At 38.8% G+C, this 22907-nt stretch carries 16 protein-coding genes and 1 pseudogene; 9 read left to right on the top strand and 8 right to left on the bottom strand.

Annotation, left to right across the window (positions count from 1 at the left end):
* Positions 1-60: 60 nt before the first annotated feature.
* Together EG365_RS18135 and EG365_RS18130 are read right to left on the bottom strand one after the other, a co-directional pair.
* Positions 61-1380, bottom strand: a complete 1320-nt coding sequence (locus EG365_RS18135) for an MFS transporter (RefSeq protein ID WP_000102825.1) — start codon at positions 1378-1380, stop codon at positions 61-63.
* Between the two features lie 71 nt (positions 1381-1451).
* Positions 1452-2429 carry a hydroxyacid dehydrogenase gene (locus EG365_RS18130; protein WP_000824433.1) on the bottom strand — a complete coding sequence of 326 codons (978 nt, stop codon included), beginning with the start codon at positions 2427-2429 and terminating at the stop codon, positions 1452-1454.
* A 210-nt stretch (positions 2430-2639) separates the two neighbouring features.
* Here EG365_RS18130 and EG365_RS18125 point away from each other — a divergent pair, with 210 nt between their 5' ends.
* From EG365_RS18125 to EG365_RS18115, 3 genes are all read left to right on the top strand, one after another.
* On the top strand, positions 2640-3317 hold the full coding sequence (locus EG365_RS18125) for an RraA family protein (RefSeq protein ID WP_000974231.1): 678 nt from the start codon (positions 2640-2642) through the stop codon (positions 3315-3317).
* A 156-nt stretch (positions 3318-3473) separates the two neighbouring features.
* Positions 3474-4742 carry a DcaP family trimeric outer membrane transporter gene (locus tag EG365_RS18120; protein WP_000875431.1) on the top strand — a complete coding sequence of 423 codons (1269 nt, stop codon included), beginning with the start codon at positions 3474-3476 and terminating at the stop codon, positions 4740-4742.
* 61 nt (positions 4743-4803) lie between these two features.
* The gene (locus EG365_RS18115) at positions 4804-4992 is read left to right on the top strand and encodes a type II toxin-antitoxin system Phd/YefM family antitoxin (protein ID WP_000435195.1); all 189 of its coding nucleotides are present in this window, start codon (positions 4804-4806) and stop codon (positions 4990-4992) included.
* On the opposite strand, the pseudogene EG365_RS19620 reads toward EG365_RS18115, so the two are convergent.
* A pseudogene (locus EG365_RS19620) lies at positions 4989-5060 on the bottom strand (hypothetical protein); the annotation flags it as partial. The gene EG365_RS18115 and the pseudogene EG365_RS19620 overlap by 4 nt on opposite strands.
* A 207-nt stretch (positions 5061-5267) precedes the next feature.
* Between EG365_RS19620 and EG365_RS19615 the strand changes: the two are divergent.
* Positions 5268-10133 (top strand): Ig-like domain-containing protein, encoded by a 4866-nt coding sequence (locus tag EG365_RS19615; RefSeq protein WP_004644391.1) that lies wholly within the window; start codon positions 5268-5270, stop codon positions 10131-10133.
* 80 nt (positions 10134-10213) lie between these two features.
* Here EG365_RS19615 and EG365_RS18105 read toward each other — a convergent pair whose 3' ends face one another.
* Positions 10214-11302, bottom strand: a complete 1089-nt coding sequence (locus EG365_RS18105; RefSeq protein ID WP_000105392.1) for an HlyD family secretion protein — start codon at positions 11300-11302, stop codon at positions 10214-10216.
* Entirely contained in the window at positions 11299-12876 is a 1578-nt protein-coding gene (locus EG365_RS18100) for an MFS transporter (protein WP_001026282.1), read from the bottom strand. The genes EG365_RS18105 and EG365_RS18100 overlap by 4 nt, the downstream gene beginning before the upstream one ends.
* 166 nt (positions 12877-13042) lie before the next feature.
* On the opposite strand from EG365_RS18100, the gene EG365_RS18095 reads away from it, so the two are divergent.
* The gene (locus EG365_RS18095) at positions 13043-13663 is read left to right on the top strand and encodes a TetR/AcrR family transcriptional regulator (protein WP_001278392.1); all 621 of its coding nucleotides are present in this window, start codon (positions 13043-13045) and stop codon (positions 13661-13663) included.
* A 78-nt stretch (positions 13664-13741) separates the two neighbouring features.
* Here EG365_RS18095 and EG365_RS18090 read toward each other — a convergent pair whose 3' ends face one another.
* The 3 genes from EG365_RS18090 to EG365_RS18080 all read right to left on the bottom strand — a co-directional run bounded on the left by EG365_RS18090 (position 13742) and on the right by EG365_RS18080 (position 18386).
* Positions 13742-15319, bottom strand: coding sequence for an aldehyde dehydrogenase (NADP(+)) (locus tag EG365_RS18090; RefSeq protein ID WP_000152484.1), 1578 nt, complete (start codon positions 15317-15319; stop codon positions 13742-13744).
* A 16-nt stretch (positions 15320-15335) separates the two neighbouring features.
* Positions 15336-17123: an IlvD/Edd family dehydratase gene (locus tag EG365_RS18085; protein ID WP_000999650.1), complete on the bottom strand. Its 1788-nt coding sequence runs from the start codon at positions 17121-17123 to the stop codon at positions 15336-15338.
* Between the two features lie 87 nt (positions 17124-17210).
* Complete coding sequence (locus EG365_RS18080) at positions 17211-18386, bottom strand: fumarylacetoacetate hydrolase family protein (protein WP_001011888.1); 1176 nt, start codon at positions 18384-18386, stop codon at positions 17211-17213.
* A 111-nt stretch (positions 18387-18497) separates the two neighbouring features.
* Between EG365_RS18080 and EG365_RS18075 the strand changes: the two genes are divergently transcribed.
* From EG365_RS18075 to EG365_RS18060, 4 genes are all read left to right on the top strand, one after another.
* Positions 18498-19433: a LysR family transcriptional regulator gene (locus EG365_RS18075; RefSeq protein ID WP_000774594.1), complete on the top strand. Its 936-nt coding sequence runs from the start codon at positions 18498-18500 to the stop codon at positions 19431-19433.
* A gap of 210 nt (positions 19434-19643) precedes the next feature.
* A complete protein-coding gene (gene denD / locus EG365_RS18070; protein ID WP_001101630.1) occupies positions 19644-20615 on the top strand; it encodes a D-erythronate dehydrogenase in 972 nt (323 codons plus the stop codon).
* A 33-nt stretch (positions 20616-20648) separates the two neighbouring features.
* Entirely contained in the window at positions 20649-22025 is a 1377-nt protein-coding gene (locus EG365_RS18065; RefSeq protein ID WP_000389442.1) for an MFS transporter, read from the top strand.
* Positions 22025-22897 (top strand): NAD(P)-dependent oxidoreductase, encoded by an 873-nt coding sequence (locus EG365_RS18060; protein WP_000090987.1) that lies wholly within the window; start codon positions 22025-22027, stop codon positions 22895-22897. The genes EG365_RS18065 and EG365_RS18060 overlap by 1 nt, the downstream gene beginning before the upstream one ends.
* Positions 22898-22907: the final 10 nt, after the last annotated feature.

Raw genomic sequence — 22907 nt, 5'->3', positions numbered from 1 at the left:
TATTGTGAATTTAATGTCAAGAAGGGGCTCATGATTTAGCCCCTTTCTTATTTATACTATTTATGAAGTACTTTGTGGTTGTGTAAACAAAACAGCTTTTTTTCTAGACATGATGAAAACCATAATAGCTGACACGAGATTTAAGGCTGCAAGTGGAAGTAAGGCGATAGCATGACTTCCTGTTGCATCATGGATTGCGCCATAGATATTCACCATCATTCCGCCACCAATCAGATTGGCACATGCACCAATTGCTGCTAGGCCTGCCGCTGTTGTAGTCGGTGACATCCATGAGGATGCTAAAGCCCAGAATGGACCTTTTGCAGAATAAGCACCAATTAAAACGATACTAAGTAAAAAGATTGTGCCAATAAGTGAAGATGTGAACAAAGCAATTAATAAACCAAATGAGATCATCAATAGAGCGATTGCTGTGTGCCAAAGGCGTTCATTTTTACGATCTGAGCTGCGGCCCCAAAGAATCATGGCAATAGAAGCTATACCATAAGGAATTGCATTCACCAAACCAATTTCTACATTACTTAAACCGAATGATTTAATTAATTGCGGTGCCCAAACACTCATTGTACTGCCTGCAGCAGAAGCACCAGAATAAATAATAATCATAGACCAGATGTATTTATTCTTTAAAAGTTGCCATAGTGAAATATGACCGATTGGAGTTTTTTGTTGGCGTTCAAATTGTAGTCTTTCAACTAACCAAGATTTTTGCTCACTATTGAGCCATTTTGCTTGTTCTGGTCGATCAGTAAGAACAAATAAACAAGCGATACCCAGTAAAACGGCGGGGATACCTTCTAAAATAAATAACCAATGCCATCCACGCATACCCATCCAGCCATCTAGGGATAATAAAAATCCTGATAATGGTGAACCTAGAAAGTTTGCACCTGGAATTGCTACCATGAATATTGCCACCATTCTGGCTCTATAATTAGCAGGTAACCAATAGGTTAGATATAAAATTACACCAGGGAAAAAGCCTGCTTCAGCTGCGCCTAGTAAAAAGCGCATAATATATAATGAGGTGGAGTTCTCAACAAATGCAGTTGCAGATGAAATTACTCCCCACGTCACCATAATTCGGGCAATCCATACTTTTGCTCCAAATTTTTGCATGGCTAAGTTGCTGGGTACTTCAAATAGAAAATATGCAAAGAAAAATAAGCTACTGGCGAAACCAAAGGCTGTAGCTGTTAATCCAAGATCTTCATTCATTTGTAATGAAGCCATGCCAATATTGCCACGATCAATAATAGCGATGACATAACAAATTGTTAAAAAAGGCAGTAATCGCCACGCCACCTTGCGCATTGTTTCGCGCTCTATCGCACTTGGTTGAGAGTATTCTGTAGACATAAAAAATCCTTTTTATATTCAATATTTTAATTGTTTTCGCATCTAAAATATTAGAAACAATTGAGTTTCATTTAGCTATTGAGTAACTTCCAGTTAGCGATAGCTCGTGGGTTTAGTAATTGGCCATTCCAAATACTCATGATTTGTTCGAGTGCTAAAAGACCAACACGATTGCGTGAATCTGTTGTGTTTGCTCCTATGTGAGGAGTCACAACCAAGTTAGGTAATTCCCATAATGGATTATCTTTTTCTGGCGGTTCTGAAGAAAAGGTATCTAAACCTGCACCAGCAATTTTATTATTTTTTAGAGCATCGACTAATGCAGCCTGATCAATTAATTCACCACGTGCTGTATTGATTAAGATGCTTGAGCTTTTCATCTTTTCAAATTGGGAGTGAGAAAATAAGTGTTTATTCTCTGCCGTAAGTGGACAATGTAGACTAATAATATCGCTGGTTTCGATTAGTTTTTCAAAGTCGTGTTCCTGCTCTACATAATCGAGCTCTGGCAAATTTTGTAGAAACGGGTCATATACTTTTACTTTCATGTTTAAGGGAGCCACTAACTTCATAAGTATGCTACCGATTGCCCCTAAACCAATTAAGCCCAACGTTTTGCCATAAAGCTCCACACCATTAGCACTGGCTTTGTCCCAATGTCCCTCTCGAATACGTTGGTCTAACCATGTAACTTGTCGAGCAACATTGAACATGAGTGCAAAAGCATGTTCGGCAACAGATTGTGCATTTGCACCTACTGCAATAGTGACAGGAATTTTTCGTTCAGCAGCAGCTTGAGTGTCGATTGTGTCAAACCCAACTCCATGTTTTGCAATCACTTTTAAATTATCAGAAGCAAAAATCATATCTCTAGAAAGTTTGCCTGTTCGAACAATGATTGCATCAGGTTGTTCATCATGGATGAGTTTTTCCATTTTATCTTTTGCCATGTAGGGTTCAGTTGGAATCAACTGAATATCATGGGACTGAGCATACAGTAACGCATCTGAAGTTAATGTTGGCCCCGTAATAAGAACTTTACGTTTCATTTTGACTGCACTCCATTTAAGTATTTTGAGCAAAATACATCCTTAGTAATCAATATTATTAAAACGCTATTTCAAAAAATTAGTCAATAGTAAAAATTAAATTTAAAAAATGAGCAAAATTTAGTTTAAATTTGATTAAAAATGAAATGACATTTCAAAAAAATACTGTCATATTAATTTGCACAAAAAAGCTGATGTAAGGGAAAAGTTATGGCAATTGGTTTTAGAGTGCTAAAAAACGACAGAAAAGTTGAGCAAAAATGGATTGAACAATATCGAGATCTACCAGTCGCTAATGTAAGTGACTCAATGAATCGGATGACTTCAGGTGGAGCTCAATTAAGGCCAATGCATAAAAAGGGATATCTTTGTGGGCCAGCCATTACAGTTAAGGCTCGTCCGGGTGACAACTTGATGTTGCACTACGCTATCGATATCGCCGAAGCGGGAGATGTCATTGTGGTTGATGCTGGTGGCGATCTAACCAATGCATTAATTGGAGAGATGATGGTTGCGTATGCCATTAAAAAAGGTATAGCTGGCATTGTTATTAATGGCGCTATTCGTGATTCGGTTGTAATTGGAGAAGGTGAATTTCCACTTTTTGCAGCAGGAATTTCACATCGAGGACCTTATAAAGACGGACCTGGTGAAATTAATGTCCCTATCGCAATCAATGGAATGGTGGTTGAACCTGGAGACTTGATTTTAGGTGATGAAGATGGGCTTTTAAGCGTGCCTTATGCGGAAGTTGAAGAGATTTATCTGAAAGCAAGCGCCAAACATGCCGCTGAACAAAAGCAATTAGAGCAAATCGCCGTAGGTGAAAATGATCGTAGTTGGGTGATTAACAGCTTAAAACAAAAAGGATGTGAATTACCCGAATAAGGTCATTCAAAACCATTCAAACAGAAAGGGAACTAGCGAAGTCAATGATTGAGCTTCGTTAGCCTATCTAAAGTTAATTTAATAATCATTATCTTACTGATTGAAAAATAGGAAATTTCAATTCGGTCTATGTGATTTCGTCTAAAGGAAAAGGACATGAAATATAAAGGGATAATTTCTTTATCATTATTAATGAGTATTACTTTGCAGCAAGCCAAAGCTGAAAGCGAAGATAACTCGGTGCTAAATGAAAAAATAATTAAATTACAACAGCAAATAGATTATCTCATGGAGAGGCAGAACTTAAATCAAAATAACAGATTGAATAAAGCACCTGAATTGAGTCCAAACAAAACATCAAACACTGATAAGCCTGTTTCGGCTGATCAGACTAAAATTAAATTTTATGGAAATATACGGGTTGATGCTGCATATGATTTTGAAGGTTCAACGCGTTCAATTGCGAATAAAACAGGGTCAATACCATTAGACAATTCAAACTCAACAAGTAAATCATTAAATGTTTCTGCTGCGACTTCACGTGTAGGGGTGGATATCGTTAAGCCGACCTCGAAGGGAGATTTGGTTGGAAAGCTAGAAGCCGATTTCATGGGGAGTGGTGGAGATAACGGTAATGGTTCGGTTCGGGTTAGACACGCTTATATTTCACTAGGAAATTGGTTAATTGGCCAGACGACTTCACCTTTTGTAAATAGTGATACTGCTCCAAGTTTGGTTGATTTTACAGGTGCGATGGGCACAGGAACTCAGCGTAATATACAGGTCCGTTATCAACACATTGTTGATGCCAAACAAAAAATATTAGTCGCTTTGGAAGGTGGTGATGTTGAAAATAAAAATGTAGAAGGTGGAAGTCGTTTTCCTGCATTAACCATGCGATATGAATTTAAGAATCCAAATTTATTGGTTCAATTGCACGGCATGCTTCATGAAAATCGAGCAATTTCTAATGCGAATGAGGAGCAAACTAAACTTGCTTGGGGAGCGGGATTAGGCACGAAGTTTAACCTTTCTGGAAATGATGCGATTGTATTCAATTACTATCACATAGCTGGTGATAATCGTTACATGCTTTATTCAAAAGATAATGATGCATTCTACTTTGATCAAAATCGAATGTATTTAAGTGAATTTGATTCTGTCGAGTTAGGATATATGCGCAAATGGAATGAAAATTTACGCTCTTCTTTGTCCGTTGGTAGTCTTGTCTATAAAGATTCAGATTTTTCAGAAAATAACCCTGATCAAAATAAAAGGCTAATCAATGCAAGCGTTAATTTATTTTGGACGCCTGTTGAAAAAGTCGATCTTGGTGTTGAATACACTTACGGTAAGAGAGAAACATTTTCAAATTTAGAAGGGAAATTATCTCGAATCAACTTATTAGGTCGATATAACTTTTAATGTAATTACAGCCACTTTAATATCAGAAGTGGCTTTCTTTTATCTGAGAAGGGCTAATATTGTGGAACAAATTAATTATGCCAATGCAAGATCACAATTTTCAAAGGTCATGGAAAGAGTGCTGTTAGGCTACGCCGTTAAAATTACTCGAAAAGAGAAAGATGCTGTGGTTCTAATCAGTGAAAAAGCATACCTTGAATATAAAAATGCAATGTTTGAGCTCAATAAATTAAAAAACAAAGATTTTTAACTCCCAACTATCCGCTTCTCAAGCATCTCCATAAAGGTTTTTAAAATAATATTATGATTTTTGCCTTTCTTCTATCCTCATTTACTTTTTTAAGCTATGAAAGCTAGTGTAATTTTAGAAATTATTAAAATTAAAACCAAATTATTGTGCTTACTGACTACTATAGTCTTGGTAAGGTAAATTATATCGATTAATAAAATTATTATTATGAATTTTTATGGATTTTATTATTTTTTGTGGTAAATTTTTTGCGTTATAAATAGGTTTTTACAAAAATGCAAAACATACTTACTTTTATTAAAAATGGTCAAAAATTTACTTTAGATGCAAGCAATATTAAAAGTGTAAGAGATACGGGAAATGGTTTTGAAATCACTCTTAAAAGTGGTGAGATAATTCAAGCTGAGTCCTATAGTGTTACTCCTAATACTCAGCCAGTGGAGCAAGTTTCTAGTCAGCAAGTAGAAAATAATTCTGAAGCTGATGAGGAATTTGAAAAAGAAGAAGTTTTGAAAGAAAAGAGTTTATTGGATTCACAAACAATGTTATGGGGTGGTGCTGCGATCGCACTTGGTGGTATTGCGATAGCAGCATCAGGTAGTGGTGGTAGTGATGGTTCAGCACCTTCTGATCAAACTCCTCCAGCAAGTTTAACTAAAATACTGTCTAAAGATGGTAAAGCTGTAAGTGGTTTAACAGAAGCTGGAGCAACTGTTATAGTTGAAAATTCGGCTGGAAAAGTAATCGGTTCTGCCAAAGCAGGAGCAGATGGGACATATTTAATTAATTTAGATAAAGCCTATATTAATGGTGAAATACTAAAAGTTTCTGCTCAAGATACTGCCGGTAATAGTACAGTTAAACAAGAGCTTATCGCTTCTGATATTACAGCTCCTACTTTAACACATGCTATTTCTTCTAACGGTAAAACTATTACAGGTTTGACAGAGGCTAATTCAACTGTCACCGTTAAAGATTCATCTGGAAAAATCATTGGAACTGCAAAGTCTGATAATGATGGAAAATATACAGTCATACTGGATAAAGCTTATTTAAATGGTGAAAATCTTAGTATTTCTGCCGAAGATTTAGCTGGTAATAAATCAACAATTCAAACAATTTTGGCTGACGATAAAACTGCGCCAATAGGTTTAACAGTTGCAATTGATACAGCGGGTAAATTCGTTACAGGTGTGACCGAAGCGAATGCTGTTGTAACAATTAAAAATACAGTAGGAACTGTAGTCGGTACAGCTACTGCTGATACCGCAGGTAAATACTCGATTACACTAGATAAAGTATATTTAAATGGTGAAAGCTTAAGCGCTACTGCATCAGATCAATCTGGTAATGCTACAGCACCAAAAACCATTATCGCACCAGATACCACGGCACCATCAAGTTTAACTGCAAGTATTGGTACTGCGGGTAAAGTAGTTACAGGTGTAACTGAAGCCAATGCTGTTGTGACAGTTAAGAATGCTGCAGGAATTGTAGTTGGTACAGCTACGGCTGATGCCACAGGTAAATATTCAGTTACCCTAGATAAAGCTTATCTAAATGGCGAAAGTTTAAGTATAACAGCGACAGATAAAGCGGGTAATGCTACCGCACCAAAAATAATAGTTGCACCAGACATTACAGCACCTTCAAGTCTGACTGCAACGATTGATGCCGCAGGTAAAGCAATTACCGGTGTGACTGAGGCCAATGCAACAGTAACAGTTAAGAACGTGGTAGGAACCGTAGTGGGTACAGGTACAGCCGATGTCACAGGTAAATATTCAGTTACCCTAGATAAAGCTTACTTGAATGGTGAAAGCTTAAATGTAACGGCTGTGGATAAAGCGGGTAATGCTACCGTACCAAAAACAATTATTGCACCGGATACCACAGCACCATCAAATCTGACTGCAACGATTGATGCCGCAGGTGAAGCAATTACAGGTGTAACTGAAGCCAATGCTGTTGTGACAGTTAAGAATGCTGCAGGAATTGTAGTTGGTACAGGTACAGCTGATGCCACAGGTAAATATTCAATTACGCTAGATAAAGCTTATCTAAATGGCGAAAGCTTAAATGCTATTGCAGCAGATAAAGTAGGTAATACTACAACACCAAAAACAATTATTGCACCGGATACCACGGCACCTTCAAGTTTAATTGCAACGATTGATGCTTCAGGTAAAGTGGTTGCAGGTGTAACGGAAGCAGATGCAAGAGTAACAGTAGAACAAGTAACTGCTGTTTATAAAGAAGTAACGGTTTTAGAAACCCAATTTATTCTAAGTGAGTCAGTACAGACAAATTATTTATCGAAGACATATTCTTTTGAAGTTACAGGTACAAATGCACATGTTTCTTTAAATTTGAGTTCCTCGACTAATTCACTTTCTGGTAGTTATAGTTCAATTCTTTCTGGAGCGAGTTTAAATACAAGACTAACTGGTAATGTTTCCCAAGCTGGAGAAGGCAATTACAGTATTGATTTAGCACAAGGTTCGGTATTACCGCCTGGAACCTATACTTTGACAGTAAATTATTCTAGTTCAATGGTCCCCGTTATAAACGTAAATGTAACGCAAGAAGTGCCAACAACCATTTTAGAAGTAGACCATTACGAAACAAAAGTTGTAGGTACAGCTAATGCAGATGAGGCAGGAAATTATTCTATTACTCTAGATAAAGCTTACTTAAATGGTGAAAATTTAATCGCAACAGCAACAGATCAATCGGGTAATAAAACTGAGGCAAAAGAAGTTATTGTTCCAGATATCACACCACCGATTTTACATCAACCAACTATTCAAGGTGGATGGACTGAGGGGCAAGTCGTACAAGGTACAACAGAAGCAAACGTCACTGTAACTATTAAAAACGCTACAGGTGATGTGATCGGTTCAGCTATAGCTGATGCATCAGGGTATTACTCCGTAATTTTGAATACTGTTTATGAGAATGGTGAGTTATTAAAAGTAATAGCTACAGATAATAAAGGGAATGAAAATTTGCTTCAATTAAATGCACCTGATACTACAGCACCTATACTAGCTAATTTATTTAGTTATGATTTGAGTACAGATAAAATTATTTTTAATGCGCCAAGTGATAGTTACTTTGTTGAACAAAAAATTGATGGTGCTTGGGTCCACGTAAATATTGAGGAAAAATTCGATTGGTTAAATGTAGAATATAGGGTAACTGCTACAGATCAAGCTGGGAATAGTTCTCAACCACTAACTACTATAATTAATACTGCATCGGGAACTTACAAGCCAACAGACCCTACATTTACTCAAATTATTAAAGGATCTACAGGAAATGATTATCTATATGGTGGCAATGGAGATGACACGTTAATTTCTAATGGAGGTTCTGATAGTTTATACGGTGGATCCGGGAACGATACACTGATTTATGGTGGTAATTCCCCGAATATATATACAGGATTAATTGGTGAAGCAGGGAATGACACCTATATTGTAGATAAAGCATTACTCGGTTCATTAAGTTACGTTCATATCTTAGATAATACAAATGAACAAAATACACTTTATTTAAAATCAGTTTCAGCTGATGAAATTATTTTAAAACAGGCTAGTGCAGATAGAATTATTACATTTAATGATTCAACTGCCACCATACATTTTGGTGAGGGGCAATTATCCTCAATTGTATTTGACGATGGAACAGTTTGGAATAAAGCACAAATTGAAGCCAATATTATCGGTAGATTATTAGGTACAGATGGAGATGATCATTTACAGGCAGATGCTAATTATTCCGTAATTTATGGTCTAGATGGTAATGATACGATACAAGGTGGTGTACAGAATGATTATCTATATGGTGGCAATGGAGATGACACGTTAATTTCTAATGGAGGTTCTGATAGTTTATACGGTGGATCTGGGAACGATACACTGATTTATGGTGGTAATTCCCCGAATGTATATACAGGATTAATTGGCGAAGCAGGGAATGACACCTATATTGTAGATAAAGCATTATTAGGGTCGTTGAGTTACGTTCATATCTTAGATAATACAAATGAACAAAATACACTTTATTTAAAATCAGTTTCAGCTGATGAAATTATTTTAAAACAGGCTAGTGCAGATAGAATTATTACATTTAATGATTCAACTGCCACCATACATTTTGGTGAGGGGCAATTATCCTCAATTGTATTTGACGATGGAACAGTTTGGAATAAAGCACAAATTGAAGCCAATATTATCGGTAGATTATTAGGTACAGATGGAGATGATCATTTACAGGCAGATGCTAATTATTCCGTAATTTATGGTCTAGATGGTAATGATACGATACAAGGTGGTGTACAGAATGATTATCTATATGGTGGCAATGGAGATGACACGTTAATTTCTAATGGAGGTTCTGATAGTTTATACGGTGGATCTGGGAACGATACACTGATTTATGGTGGTAATTCCCCGAATGTATATACAGGATTAATTGGCGAAGCAGGGAATGACACCTATATTGTAGATAAAGCATTATTAGGGTCGTTGAGTTACGTTCATATCTTAGATAATACAAATGAACAAAATACACTTTATTTAAAATCAGTTTCAGCTGATGAAATTATTTTAAAACAGGCTAGTGCGGATAGAATTATTACATTTAATGATTCAACTGCCACCATTCATTTTGGTGAGGGACTATTATCATCTATTGTATTTGATGATGGGACGACTTGGGATAAAGCGCAAATAGAACAACATATTGCTAAAACAGTAGTGGGTACGTTTGATAATGATGTAGTTGAGACAGCTACAGCCAACCAGACATATTCATATACTTTAGATACAGGTGCAGACACTTTAATTTTCAAAGTTCTTGATGACATTGATAATTTAGGTGGTAATAGTAATGGAGAGTGGACAGATTTTAATCTTTCAGAGAATGATAAACTTGATTTGTCACAATTGCTTATAAATAACAATGGAAACCTTCAAGAATTTATAACGGTAAAAGATACGCAGGCTGGAGTAGTTATGTCTGTAGATAGAGATGGCTCTAATCAATCCACTTATCATTCACAAGAATTAATTCTACTTACTGCTAAGCACTATACGTTAGAGGATTTAATGGCTTCAAATGCATTTATTCATTAAATAGTTGTGATCTAACATAGAAACTAAAAAGAGACCAGTGAATGGTCTCTTTTTTCTTAATTATACTAGCATCCTCAAATTTATTTTTTAGTCGTATCCACAGAAACCACAACAGATAGACCAGGACGCAACAATTTAATATCAGGTTGGTTCTCAAGGAGTTTGATGCGTAAAGGTAAACGCTGAACAATTTTAGTAAAGTTACCCGTCGCATTTGTTGCTGAAATTGGCGAGAAAAATGCGCCAGTAGAAGGAGAGAAACTGTCTACCACACCTTTTAACTCAACATTGTAAGCGTCGACATAAACAGTGACAGGCTGGCCGATTTTAATTTGTTTTAGCTCAATTTCACGGAAGTTTGCTTCTACATACACTTGATCTAAAGGCACAACCACCATGAGTGGATTACCTGCGCCAACAAAGTTGCCCACATTTGCAGACTTTTGCCCAATCATGCCATCAATAGGTGCTCGAATTTCTGTATAGCTCAGATTCAGTTTTGCTTTATCAAGCGCAGCTTGGGCTTGTTTCAAAGCCGCTTGTTTAGCTTGAACCTGGATCTTATATTGGTTGAGCTGATACTGCGCATCAATGACTTTTTCTTTACTGCTGTCCAAGTCGGCATATTGCTCGGTCAATGTGGTTTTTGACTGTTGTGTAATCAATCTAGATTCAGCACCAAGTGCCTGTAATTGCTCATAGCGTGCGGTATTATCTTTGGTGAGTTTAATGCCGGCTTCTACTTTTCTAAGCTGGGCCTCTGTTTCTCGTATAACAGTGGGTTGTCTTTCTACTGCCAGCATTGCTTCATTTAAGTCAGCTTGTGCTTTGGCATAATTAGATTCAGCTTCAGCTAAAGCCGCCTGATAATCACGTGCATCAATCCGTGCCAAAAGCTGGCCTTTTTTTACGGTCTGGTGATCTTTAATATAAATTTCTTCAATATTACCTGACACTTTGGGAGCAATGGTTGAGTACTCGACGTCTACCCGCGCATCATCAGTTTTAACAATGGAAGAAGGTAAAAATATAACTTTTAAAATCCATAAAATGGAAACTAGAACGATAATAAATGCAATAACCATAACCCAGTGTTTCTTAAGATATTGCATCTTTGTTAACTTGGGTGACTCGGTCATGGAGTGATCTTGGGCTTCGAGAGTACTCATAAAGATTTTCCTGAGTTATGACTATTCATTAACTTAATGAGAGCAATGCGTGGGGGATAAGTTCTAACTGGCAAAATCACCATAACGATAAATAAAATTGCAGTAAGTCCCGCTAAAATCAAATATTGATCACTAATGACTAAAACTGATTGCTGTGCCTGAATCGCAGAATTTAAGGCAGATAAACCACCGGAAACACGTTCGGTACCATCTGCACTCAGCACAGGCGGGGTAAGAGGATTAATAACAGGGCCTTGAATATTTTGAAAAACATGTTGTGCGGTATTTTCAATCAGTCGTGTTGAATGGTATTCGCCACGTACTCGATTGACCCAGTCCAAAAGGCATACACCGAGTACGCCGCTAATAGCACGCGGGGTGTTAATCATAGGCGAAGCATAAATTGCCATAGTTGGATGGACGCTATTTGTACCCATCATGAGGAGCGAAAGCACTACACAGGTTTGACCTAAACATGAGATTGCATGCCAAAAATAGAATTGGTCTTGGTTCCAAGTCGTATCAAGTTGACTTGCACCTAAGCAGCCAACCATAACCAAAAGTAAACCAAATCCATGTACATATCGGCTATCAACCCAAGCTTGGTTCAAAACTTTAATAACAATCGGGATATAGATAAATTGTAATGCGGCAATTTGTAAGCCAATCCACATGGTTTGAGTAGGCTTATAACCATGCACGGCGCTTAAGTAATTAAGGGGTAATGTACTGGTTGACATACCAATAACCACAAAGCAGAACAACGCAATAACAGCATAACCAAAATTTCGTATTTCGAGCATTTGCGGTTTAATTAATGGTGTTGGATAGCGCCATTCATGTATTAAAAATAAAGGTAGGGTAATGGCACTTATTAAAGCCAAAACACAAATCAATTTTGAATGGAACCAGTCCAAATGATTGCCATGCAAAAGCATGGTACTAAGGCTTGCCAAACCAATAATGGCTAGAATCGCGCCAGTCCAATCGTAAGTTTTTATTCTTGAGTAATTTAATGGATCTTGCGGAATACCGAAGTAAACTAACGCAGCACTTAAAGCACAAAAAGGGATGGTTTGGAAAAATATCATCTTCCAACCAATCACATCTAAATAAAAGGCAGCAAGCGCAGCGCTTAAGTTTGGGAAAAAAGTTGCTGTTAATGCATAGCAGGCCAAGCCCCATAGACGAATTTCAGGTCCTAGGAATCTAAGTGCACATGCCATTAATAAAGGAATAGTTAAACCATTGGCGAGTCCTTGTAAGCCCCGTAATAAATAAAATATTTCGATATTTGGGCTAAAAGGAATTAAAACGCTAGAGAAGAGGCAAAGTCCTATCGCAAAAAGAAGAACCCGACGCATGGAAAAAATAACCGCCCAACTGGTGGACAGGATCATCCCAATAATCATGGCACTGGCATAAATACTGCTGACCCAATAACCAGAGTCGACACTAATACCCATCTCACCGCGAATATCGACCAAGGTAATGCTGCTAATTCGGTTATTAAATTCGACAGTCATGGCTGCAAAAATTGCACCTGCCAAACCGATGAGTGGTCGTATATTCATCTTTTACCTTAAATTTTAAAATGAGCTTAATGCTTATAGCGGTGATTAAGCTCAACTGTACCGATCGGTACTCTACTATCTTATTAAATTTACGTCAATTCTCGATTTTGAACTTTTCGATGAGTTACACTAAGAATGAAATTGCTAAATATGTTTGTAGGGTCGTATGTCTGATTGCACTAAAACGAATGAGAAAGATCAAAAAATTCTGGATGCAGCAACAAAGTTTTTTCTGATCCATGGTTTTAGTGGGACAACGACAGATATGATTCAAAAAGAAGCGGGCGTTTCAAAAGCGACCATGTATGGTTGTTTTAAAAATAAAGAAGCGATGTTTGCTGCGGTCATTGAACGCCAATGTACCAACATGCAAAAACAAATTATGTCGGTCGAGACAAAAGCCAAAAATTTACGTTCAGCCTTAACCGAAATTGGGAAAACTTATCTGTGCTTTATCTTATCGCATTCCGGTTTGGCTTTTTTTAGAGTCTGTATTGCAGAGGCTGTAAGGTTCCCGGAATTATCCGAAAAGTTCTTTGAAGTGGGACCACAACGTCTAGCAAATATTATTGCAGGTTATCTTGAAAAGTCGGTTAAACAAGGAGAAATTGAATTAACGTCTTCTTCGGAAGTCGCAGCAAATATTTTTTTATCACTGTTAAGAAGTGATGCCCACCTAAAATGTTTGACTCATCCTGATTATTTAATCTCAGCTGATGAAATTAGTACTTGGGTTGAATACGCTGTTGATTTATTTTTAAAAAATATTAATTACAAACTAGATTGATATTAAGGAGCTTATGCCTCCTTAAAAAACCTAAATGTAGAAGTAAAAAGAGACCAACTTGTGGTCTCTTTTTATTTTTTAGATCGCTTCTCTGGTCATCTCACCATTCACCAATCTTAAAATCTGCAACGGGTTGCTGTCTTTTAAGGCTTCCGGCAATAAACTTTGCGGATAGTTCTGGTAACACACAGGGCGCAAGTAACGGTCAATGGCCAAGGTTCCAACTGAAGTACCTCGTGCATCTGAAGTGGCTGGGTATGGCCCGCCGTGTACCATGGCATCACACACCTCAACACCTGTTGGATAGCCATTTATAAGTAATCGCCCAGCTTTTTCTTCTAATACAGGAACTACCTCTGCAAACTCGGTTAAGTCAGCCTCATCGGCAATTAAAGTCGCAGTCAGTTGCCCATTCATGCTTTGTAATGCCTGAATGAGTTGGGCTTTATCTTCAACTTCAATGATGACTGTGGTTGGCCCAAAGATTTCTTCCTGTAAAAGCTGGTCACCTGCCAGTAAAAGCTCAACATCAGCTTTAAACAGTTGTGGCTGAGCCTGATTGCCTTGTTGAGTTTGACCTGCCAAATGCTTAATACCTTGATGCTCGGTTAAGTGCTCAAGACCAGCGGTATAACTTTTTAAGGTGCCGGCATTGAGCATAGTCTGTGCAGGCTTAGCCCCCATAATTTCAGTCAGGTTGCTAATAAGCTGGCTAAATTCAGCTGATTTAATACCCAAGATTAAACCCGGATTGGTACAGAACTGACCACAGCCTAAAACCACTGAATCAGCCAAGTCCTGTGCAATTTTGTCACCACGGTTTTTTAAGGCTTCGGGCAACATCAACATCGGGTTAATACTGCTCATTTCAGCAAAGACTGGAATCGGTTGTGGACGGGCTGCGGCCATATCACATAAAGCACGACCACCACGCAATGAACCGGTAAAACCCACAGCCTGAATTAAAGGATGCTTCACTAAAGGTTCACCCACGCCATTACCGTAGATCATATTAAACACACCTTTTGGCATATTTGATTTTTCTACGCCACGTTCAATTGCCTGCGCTACAAAGTCTGCTGTGGCCATGTGTCCACTATGGGCTTTCACCACTACAGAGCAACCTGCTGCCAGTGCCGAAGCAGTGTCACCACCCGCAGTTGAGAATGCTAAAGGAAAGTTACTTGCCCCAAAGACTGCAACAGGGCCTACACCGATTTTAATCTGACGCAAGTCTGGGCGAGGTAAAGGCTGGCGCTCAGGCAAAGCGGTATCAATACGGGCACCTAAAAAATCACCACGGCGCAGCACTTTAGCAAACAGGCGCATTTGCCCACTGGTCCGGGCACGTTCACCTTGTAAACGTGCAAGTGGCAAAGCAGTTTCCTGTGAGACAATTTCTAGAAAATCGGTACCCAAAGCATCGAGTTCATCTGCAATATTTTCTAAAAAAACAGCACGCTGTTCAGGTGTGGTATGGCGGTAAGTCTTAAAGGCTTGACTGGCTGCTTCACAGGCCTGATTAATCTCTTGCTCGGTTGCATGGTGAAACTCATAAGGCAAAGCTTCACCAGTCGTAGCTTGAATACTTTTTAATAAGGTTGTACCTTGTGCGCTGCGTGAACCACCAATAAAGTTGTGTCCGATAATGGTCATAACAAATATCCTGAAATTAATGAGAGTGTCTTGGAAGGTTGTCTTGGTTTACGACTCGCATATATAAAGTTGCGGGTTCCAAACAACCACCAGTAGATAATTGACCTACCATGTTGCGATACATTTCTTGCCAAGGTGTTTGAGATGGAGATACCGTCGGTTTCCATTCACGGCGGCGTTGTTCTAACTCTTCGTCAGAAATGAGCACGTTGACAGAACGTTTATTTAAATCAATACGTAAACGGTCATTGGTTTTAAGTAAGGCAATTCCACCGCCTACAGCTGCTTCGGGTGACATATTGAGAATAGATGGGCTGGCAGAAGTTCCACTTTGGCGGCCATCTCCTAAGCAAGGCAGTGAATCAATCCCTTTTTTAATTAACTCTGCTGGTGGAGCCATATTGACGACTTCAGCACTGCCCGGATAACCCACTGTACCTGCGCCACGAATGACTAAAATACAATGTTCATCAATGTTTAAGGCAGGGTCATTGATACGTGCGTGATAGTCTTCGGGACCTTCAAAAACGATTGCGCGTGCTTCGAAGCTATTTTCATTGTTTGGATCTGATAAATAGGTTTTTTTAAATGCTTCGCCCACTACAGACATTTTCATAATGGCGCTGTCAAAGAAGTTACCACTGAGCACAATGAAACCGGCACCATGTTTAAGAGGTTGTTCATAAGGGAAAATGACATCTGCATTTGAGGTTTTTGCATTTTTGGCAATTTCCCCAATTGTTTTACCGCTAACCGATGCACAATCTTCGTGTAATACACCAGCTTTTTGTAATTCGTGTAGAACGGCAGGAACACCACCCGCACGGTGAAAACCTTCACCCAAATATTTACCCGCCGGCATACAGTTCACAATAAGCGGAATGTTTTCACCCACACGTTGCCAGTCTTCTAAACTCAGCTCAATACCCATATGACGGGCAATCGCAATGAGGTGAGGAGGACAGTTACTCGATGCACCTAAAGCTGAGGCTACTGCAATTGCATTTTCAAAAGATTGTTTGGTCATAATTTTAGAAGGACGTAAATCTTCTAAAACCATTTCACATATTCTTTTGCCGGTCATATAGGCCATTTGCCCACGTTCGCGGTAAGGAGCGGGAATACTTGCACATGTCGGTAAAGACATACCCAATGCTTCTGCCAAAGCATTCATGGAAAGTGCAGTGCCCATGGTGTTGCAATGCCCGACCGAAGGTGAAGCAGAAGTGGTCATTTCCATGAACCCTTCATAGTCAATTTTACCAGTGGCAAGTAAGTTTCTTGCATGCCAAAGCACAGTGCCAGAACCAATTAACTCACCTTTAAAATGACCATCTAGCATTGGCCCACCAGACAACACAATTGCAGGTATATCTGTTGTGGCTGCTGCCATTAAACATGCAGGGGTAGTTTTGTCACAGCCAGTGGTCAGCACCACACCATCAAGCGGATAACCATGCAAGATTTCAACCAAACCTAAATAGGCCAAGTTGCGGTCAAGTGCAGCAGTTGGACGACGGGTTTGTTCTGCAATCGGGTGGACGGGGAATTCCATTGGAATACCACCCGCGTCTCGAATACCCGCTTTAACGCGTTCAGCAAGTTCTTTGTGATGACGGTTACATGGAGTCAAATCACTACCGGTTTGTGCAATTCCAATAATCGGGCGACCTGATTGTAACTCGGCACGGGTCAAACCATAGTTCATGTAACGCTCAACATATAAAGCGGTCATGTCGGCATGTTCAGGATCATCAAACCATTCTTGGCTACGTAAAAAAATCCGTTTATTTTGATCATTCATTTTTTGATCCTTTCACTCATACTTTTTGAAATGTAGTTTATTTACCAGATGAATCTTGCAATTCAACCGATCGATAATACGTGAAAATTATAGTAATTCACGCTGCTTCAAATTACGCATCAAAGCATTTATTCCAAAATTCCACGGTGTTGCTTTATCACTGGTCATAACCGTGTTGTACAAAGTACCAAGTTTAGGCGAATGGATACGGACGACATCTCCAACTTTATGGGTAAAGCCAGCCCCAGCTTGTTCTCGATCTTGAGTCGGTGCAAATAAAGTACCCAAGAACAAAACAAAACCGTCTGGATATTGATGGTTTTCATTAAGAGTTTGTTGAATTAAATCTTCAGGATCTCGGCTAATTTGCGACATAGAACTCACCCCATTTAACACAAAGTTATCGGTGCCTTGAATTTGCAGTTCAACATCGCAAGTACGAATATCATTTAAAGTAAAAGTATGATCAAAAAGGCGAATAAATGGGCCAATCGCACAAGATGCATTGTTATCTTTCGCTTTACTCAACAGTAAAGCGCTACGGCCTTCAAAGTCCCGTAAATTCACATCGTTACCTAAAGTCGCACCTAAAATCTTACCTTGGCTGTTGGCAACTAATACGACTTCCGGCTCTGGATTATTCCACTCAGACTTTGGGTGAATACCAATATTTTGTCCTGTGCCTACAGCTGCTAAAACAGGAGCTTTAGTAAAAATCTCGGCATCTGTACCAATACCTACCTCAAGATATTGAGACCACATTTTTTGTTCGATTAAATATTCTTTGAGTTGTAGCGCTTTTTCAGAACCAGGTTCGATTGTTTTTAAATTATCACCGATTACGCCTTGTACAACTTCACGAATCGATTGAGCTTTTTGTGCATCGCCACCGGCTTGTTCTTCAATCACGCGTTCTAACATGCTTGCAGCAAAGGTAACACCTGCAGCTTTAATTACTTGTAAATCAATTGGAGCTAAAAAGTATGCCTTGTTGGTATCTGGCTCGGCGATAGTATTGGCAAATAATTCATCAATTGAACCAACTCGTCTTCCTTCAATTTCAGATAAAGCTTTTAAAGGATCAGCACTTTCAAGTAACTCGGAAATAGTATGAAATTTTTCCGAGATATCAAAAACTTGATTTCCCCTTAAAATAATAGGGGATGGACCCGAAATTTGACTTGGAATCCACGCACGGCCAATTAAGCATCCTTGAGTTGCATCATCTGGTAATGAGTTCTGGGAATTTAACGTAAAGTTCATTTAAAGCTTCCTTCTTTTATTTGAAATCATGATATGTTTCTTATTTAATAAACACCAATCGTAATAATTTAATTATTAATAACCAGTGGTTATCAAAAAGGAATTTTAAAAATGGCAGATTTGACTTACTCAAGTTTAAATAACTGGCTTAAATTCAAGCATTTGGTTTTATTAGAGACGTTAGCTCGAACCAATAACATGCATTTGGCTGCCGAGCAGATGAATTTAAGTCAACCTGCCGTAAGTAAAATGCTAAAGGAAATTGAGGGCCTTCTTGGGTTTCAGGTCTTTGAGCGGCTGCCCCGAAATATGCCTGTAACGGCATTGGGTGAACATGTCATTCGTTATGCACAACGTGTTTTGAATGACGCAAAGCATTTTGTCGAAGACATCGAGATTTTACGGTTGGGTGGACATGGATTTTTAAAAGTAGGGGGAATATTTGCAGCAACCGCCGTGGTAATTCCAAACTCAATTATCGAAATTAAGAAACAATGGCCGCTACTTTCTATAGATGTTGTTGAACAGACCAGTGACCATTTAATGGAAATGTTGAGTGAACATACTCTAGATTTAGCCATAGGTCGCTTTACCGATGTGACGCAAAGTCAGTTTTTCGATTTCCAGCCGTTAGGCCCTGAACCCTTCTGTATTGTTGTCAATAATGCGCACCCATGTGCCCAGAAAAAGTTTTGTACATTAGAAGAATTATTAAAATGGCCGTGGGTACTTTATCCTAAAGGCACACCGATTCGAGAGCGTATGGAAGGTGCATTTGCCCGAGCTAAAGTCAAAATTCCTTTAAATACGGTAAATACCATGTCGATGCAGACCTTTTTACAGATCTTAAAAGGCGCACCTATGGTGGGCATGTTGCCAGAAGCAATGGTGATTGATCAGGTGAAAGAAGGACAACTACAGATTTTAGAAACAGACCTGATTTTAGATGCCCAAGATTATGGAATTTTGACACGTAAAGATGAACCAGTGTCTGATATAGCCGCAGCATTTATTAATATTTTACTTAAAAATGCAAAACGTAAGTAAAGTCCTCAGCCTCAAGTTATAGAAGACTTGGGGCTTTTAAATTAAAAGAAAGCCTATTTAATTTAGTCAAAATTTCATCATAAAACTGATATTAAAAAGTTATCAATATTTAGAAATTATTCATTGGAAATTATTGCAAGGACTCCTTATCGTTTAATTCATGATGATTAAAAATCTTTAAGTGAATAAGAATTAGGAAAGGATCCCTGTATGAATGTGTTAATTACTGGTGGCACGGGTTTTATTGGAAAGCAAATCGCCAAAGAGATTTTAAAAACCGGAAGCCTGACTTTAGACGGTAAACAAGCTAAGCCCATCGATAAAATTATTTTGTTTGATGCGTTTGCTGGTGATGATTTACCGCAAGACCCAAAAATTGAAGTGGTGATTGGCGATATTACCGACAAAACCATAGTGGCAAATATTACAGAAAAAATTGATATTGTTTGGCACTTAGCCGCCGTGGTGAGTTCGGCAGCAGAGGCCGATTTTGACTTGGGAATGGATGTAAACCTTTATGGCCTTTTAAATTTATTAGAAGAATTAAGAAAAAAACAAACCACGCCTCGAGTCATTTTTGCGAGTGGCTGCGCTGTATTTGGTGGTCAATTACCAGAAGTTGTAACAGATGATACGGTGGTTACACCAAAGTCCTCTTACGGTATGCAAAAAGCAGTAGGAGAATTGCTCGTTTCAGATTATTCACGTAAAGGCTTTATTGATGGCCGTGTTTTAAGATTACCGACTATTGTGGTTCGTCCGGGTAAGCCTAATAAAGCCGCATCTACATTTTTTAGCTCAATTATCCGCGAGCCTTTAAAAGGTGAAACGGCAGTTTGTCCAGTCCCGCCAGATACTCCGGTTTTTATTACTTCACCACGACGCTGTGTTGAGTCAATGATTAAGGCTGCGTCAATTTCTTCAGATGCACTCCAAGATAACCGAATTATTCCTTTACCGGGATTGACCGTTACCGTTAAGCAAATGCTTGAGGCTCTTGAAAAAGTTGCCGGTAAACAAGCAACTGATTTAGTGCAGTGGCAAGAAGATAAAACGATTCAAAGGATTGTTCAAAGTTGGCCGGTTCAAGTGAAAGCTGAATATGCCGAATCTTTAGGTTTCCAAGCAGATGAGAATTTTGAAAGCATCATTCAGGCACATATAGAAGATACCCAAAATTAATGGCAGTGATCGCCAATTCATGTGAGAGTTATTATGGAAGATATCAAAAATGTCACTGCTCTCGAAGAGCAGACAATTAAGCGTATTTCAAGTCGAATCATCCCGTTTCTTATTATTTTATTCATTATGGCCTTTCTAGACAGAACCAATATTGGTTTTGCTGCGCTACATATGAATGATGCAATTGGAATTACCCAAACTATTTTTGGCTTAGGGGCGGGTGTATTTTTCTTGGGTTATTTTATTGCAGAAGTACCGAGTAATGTTTTACTTCATCGGTTTGGTGCACGGATCTGGATTGCTCGAATCATGATTACTTGGGGAATTATTGCCGGGCTTATGGGATTTATCCATAGTGGTACCCAATTTATTATTTTACGGTTTTTACTGGGTATTGCAGAAGCAGGTTTCTTTCCGGGGGTTATTTTTTATTTAACCTTATGGTTTCCTGCTAAATATCGTGCCCGTGTCTTCGCGACTTTCTATTTAGGGTTACCAATTGCCCAAATTATTGGAGCGCCAATTTCGGTCGGCCTTATGCAATGGGGCAATACCATTGGCTATGAAGGCTGGCGTTTAATGTATATTTTAGAAGGGATTCCTTCCATTATTTTAGGACTGGTTTGCCTAAAATATTTAACCAATAACCCAAAAGAAGCACAGTGGTTAACAGCTGAGCAGCGTCAATGGCTCATGAATACGCTAGAACGTGAAGAAAGAGAAAAAGAGCAATCTGCCGATGCTGCTTTAACAAAAGGTGAACTTATTAAACAAGTGTTTAAAAATCCTTTAGTGTGGATTATGGCAATTGTCTATTTTGGAATTACGTCTGGTTCAAATGCGATGTTCTTCTTCTTACCAAGTGTTTTAGAGTCGTTCCGTAACACCTTTGGTATGCAAATTAGCCTTATCCAAAATGGCTTACTCACCGCTATTCCATATGCATTTGCGGCGGTTGGTATGGTTTTATGGAGCCGCCGTTCTGACCGTAAACAAGAGCGTTATAAACACGGTGCTTGTGCTGCACTTATGGCGGCTTTCGCAATTGCAATTGCTTTGATTGTGAATCAACCGTGGGCAATTATTGTGGGCTTTATTTTGCTCGCAATTGGTGTATTTAGTGCAATTAACATTTTCTGGACTATCCCTGGGCAAACTCTAACGGGTGTTGGTGCCGCAGCCGGTATTGGCTTAATTAATTCGGTAGGTAATTTAAGTGGTTTTACTGGTCCATATTTAACAGGCTATTTATATACCACCACGGGCACCTATACAGTAGCGTTCCTTGCCATTGCAGGATTTGTCGCCATGGGCGGTTTAGGGTTACTGCTTTTGGCAAAGTTAAAGTCTGATAGCCTAAAAGTAGAACAACAGCGACTTAAAGTGCGGACTGCTACGGAGATGAAATAATGGCTCGGATTGGTTTTGTTGGAACGGGCATTATGGGAATGCCAATGGCCATGAACTTATTAAAAGCTGGTCATCAAGTTAAGGTCTGGAATAGAACTTCATCTAAAGCAGTAAGTTTAAAAGAAGCTGGTGCATATGTTTGTAGTGAACTTGAACAAGTCGGAAAAGATGTAGAGTTTCTGATTTGTATGCTCAGTGATGGAAAAACCTGTGATGAAATTCTATTTCAAGAACGTGGTGCAATTTCACAGCTAAAACCTGAAAGCACGGTCATAGTGATGAGTTCGATACCTGTTGAAGTTGCAAAAAAACAAAGTGAAAAATGTAAAGAAAACGGACTTAGATATTTAGATGCACCTGTTTCGGGCGGTGAAAAAGGTGCTCAAAATGCAAGTCTGGCGATTATGGTAGGTGGCGATGCTCAAACATTTTCACATGCTGAACATGTTCTATCTGCCATGGGGCGGCCAATTTTAGTTGGAGAGGCTGGCTGTGGAATGCTGGCAAAACTCGTCAATCAAATGATAGTCGCATCTACTATTGCAACCGTGAGTGAAGGTTTATTGCTTGCCAGTAAAGCAGGAGCAGACCCGATAAAACTCAAACAAGCATTAACAGGCGGTTTTGCAGATTCTCCGATTTTGCAACAGCATGGCGAACGCATGTTAAATCGAGATTTTAAACCGGGAGGTACAGCTCGAAACCAGCATAAAGACATTCATACAGCCGTTAGCTATGCTAAATCGCTTGAGTTGAATTTACCTATAGCCCAAAAAGTCAGTCAATTGTTCGAAAATATGCTTGCTGCCGGAGACGGTGAGCTTGATCATTCTGGTTTAATTCGTGAGCTTGAACGAATGAATCATGTGTAATATTGCTTTA

Source organism: Acinetobacter sp. FDAARGOS_494 (assembly GCF_003812225.1).
Lineage (GTDB): Bacteria > Pseudomonadota > Gammaproteobacteria > Pseudomonadales > Moraxellaceae > Acinetobacter > Acinetobacter baumannii.
The sequence above is the reverse complement of the archived record's forward strand: the minus strand, read 5'-3'. Positions and strand labels throughout refer to the sequence as shown.

Excerpts from the sequence above, each read along its gene's own strand:
- EG365_RS18100 (WP_001026282.1), bottom strand. The coding sequence starts at position 12,876 with ATGAATATACGACCACTCATCGGTTTGGCAGGTGCAATTTTTGCAGCC.
- EG365_RS18095 (WP_001278392.1), top strand. The coding sequence starts at position 13,043 with ATGTCTGATTGCACTAAAACGAATGAGAAAGATCAAAAAATTCTGGAT.
- EG365_RS18130 (WP_000824433.1), bottom strand. The coding sequence starts at position 2,429 with ATGAAACGTAAAGTTCTTATTACGGGGCCAACATTAACTTCAGATGCG.
- EG365_RS18135 (WP_000102825.1), bottom strand. The coding sequence starts at position 1,380 with ATGTCTACAGAATACTCTCAACCAAGTGCGATAGAGCGCGAAACAATG.
- EG365_RS18075 (WP_000774594.1), top strand. The coding sequence starts at position 18,498 with ATGGCAGATTTGACTTACTCAAGTTTAAATAACTGGCTTAAATTCAAG.
- EG365_RS18090 (WP_000152484.1), bottom strand. The coding sequence starts at position 15,319 with ATGACCATTATCGGACACAACTTTATTGGTGGTTCACGCAGCGCACAA.
- EG365_RS19615 (WP_004644391.1), top strand. The coding sequence starts at position 5,268 with ATGCAAAACATACTTACTTTTATTAAAAATGGTCAAAAATTTACTTTA.
- EG365_RS18125 (WP_000974231.1), top strand. The coding sequence starts at position 2,640 with ATGGCAATTGGTTTTAGAGTGCTAAAAAACGACAGAAAAGTTGAGCAA.
- EG365_RS18060 (WP_000090987.1), top strand. The coding sequence starts at position 22,025 with ATGGCTCGGATTGGTTTTGTTGGAACGGGCATTATGGGAATGCCAATG.
- EG365_RS18120 (WP_000875431.1), top strand. The coding sequence starts at position 3,474 with ATGAAATATAAAGGGATAATTTCTTTATCATTATTAATGAGTATTACT.
- EG365_RS18085 (WP_000999650.1), bottom strand. The coding sequence starts at position 17,123 with ATGAATGATCAAAATAAACGGATTTTTTTACGTAGCCAAGAATGGTTT.
- EG365_RS18080 (WP_001011888.1), bottom strand. The coding sequence starts at position 18,386 with ATGAACTTTACGTTAAATTCCCAGAACTCATTACCAGATGATGCAACT.
- EG365_RS18065 (WP_000389442.1), top strand. The coding sequence starts at position 20,649 with ATGGAAGATATCAAAAATGTCACTGCTCTCGAAGAGCAGACAATTAAG.
- EG365_RS18105 (WP_000105392.1), bottom strand. The coding sequence starts at position 11,302 with ATGAGTACTCTCGAAGCCCAAGATCACTCCATGACCGAGTCACCCAAG.
- denD (WP_001101630.1), top strand. The coding sequence starts at position 19,644 with ATGAATGTGTTAATTACTGGTGGCACGGGTTTTATTGGAAAGCAAATC.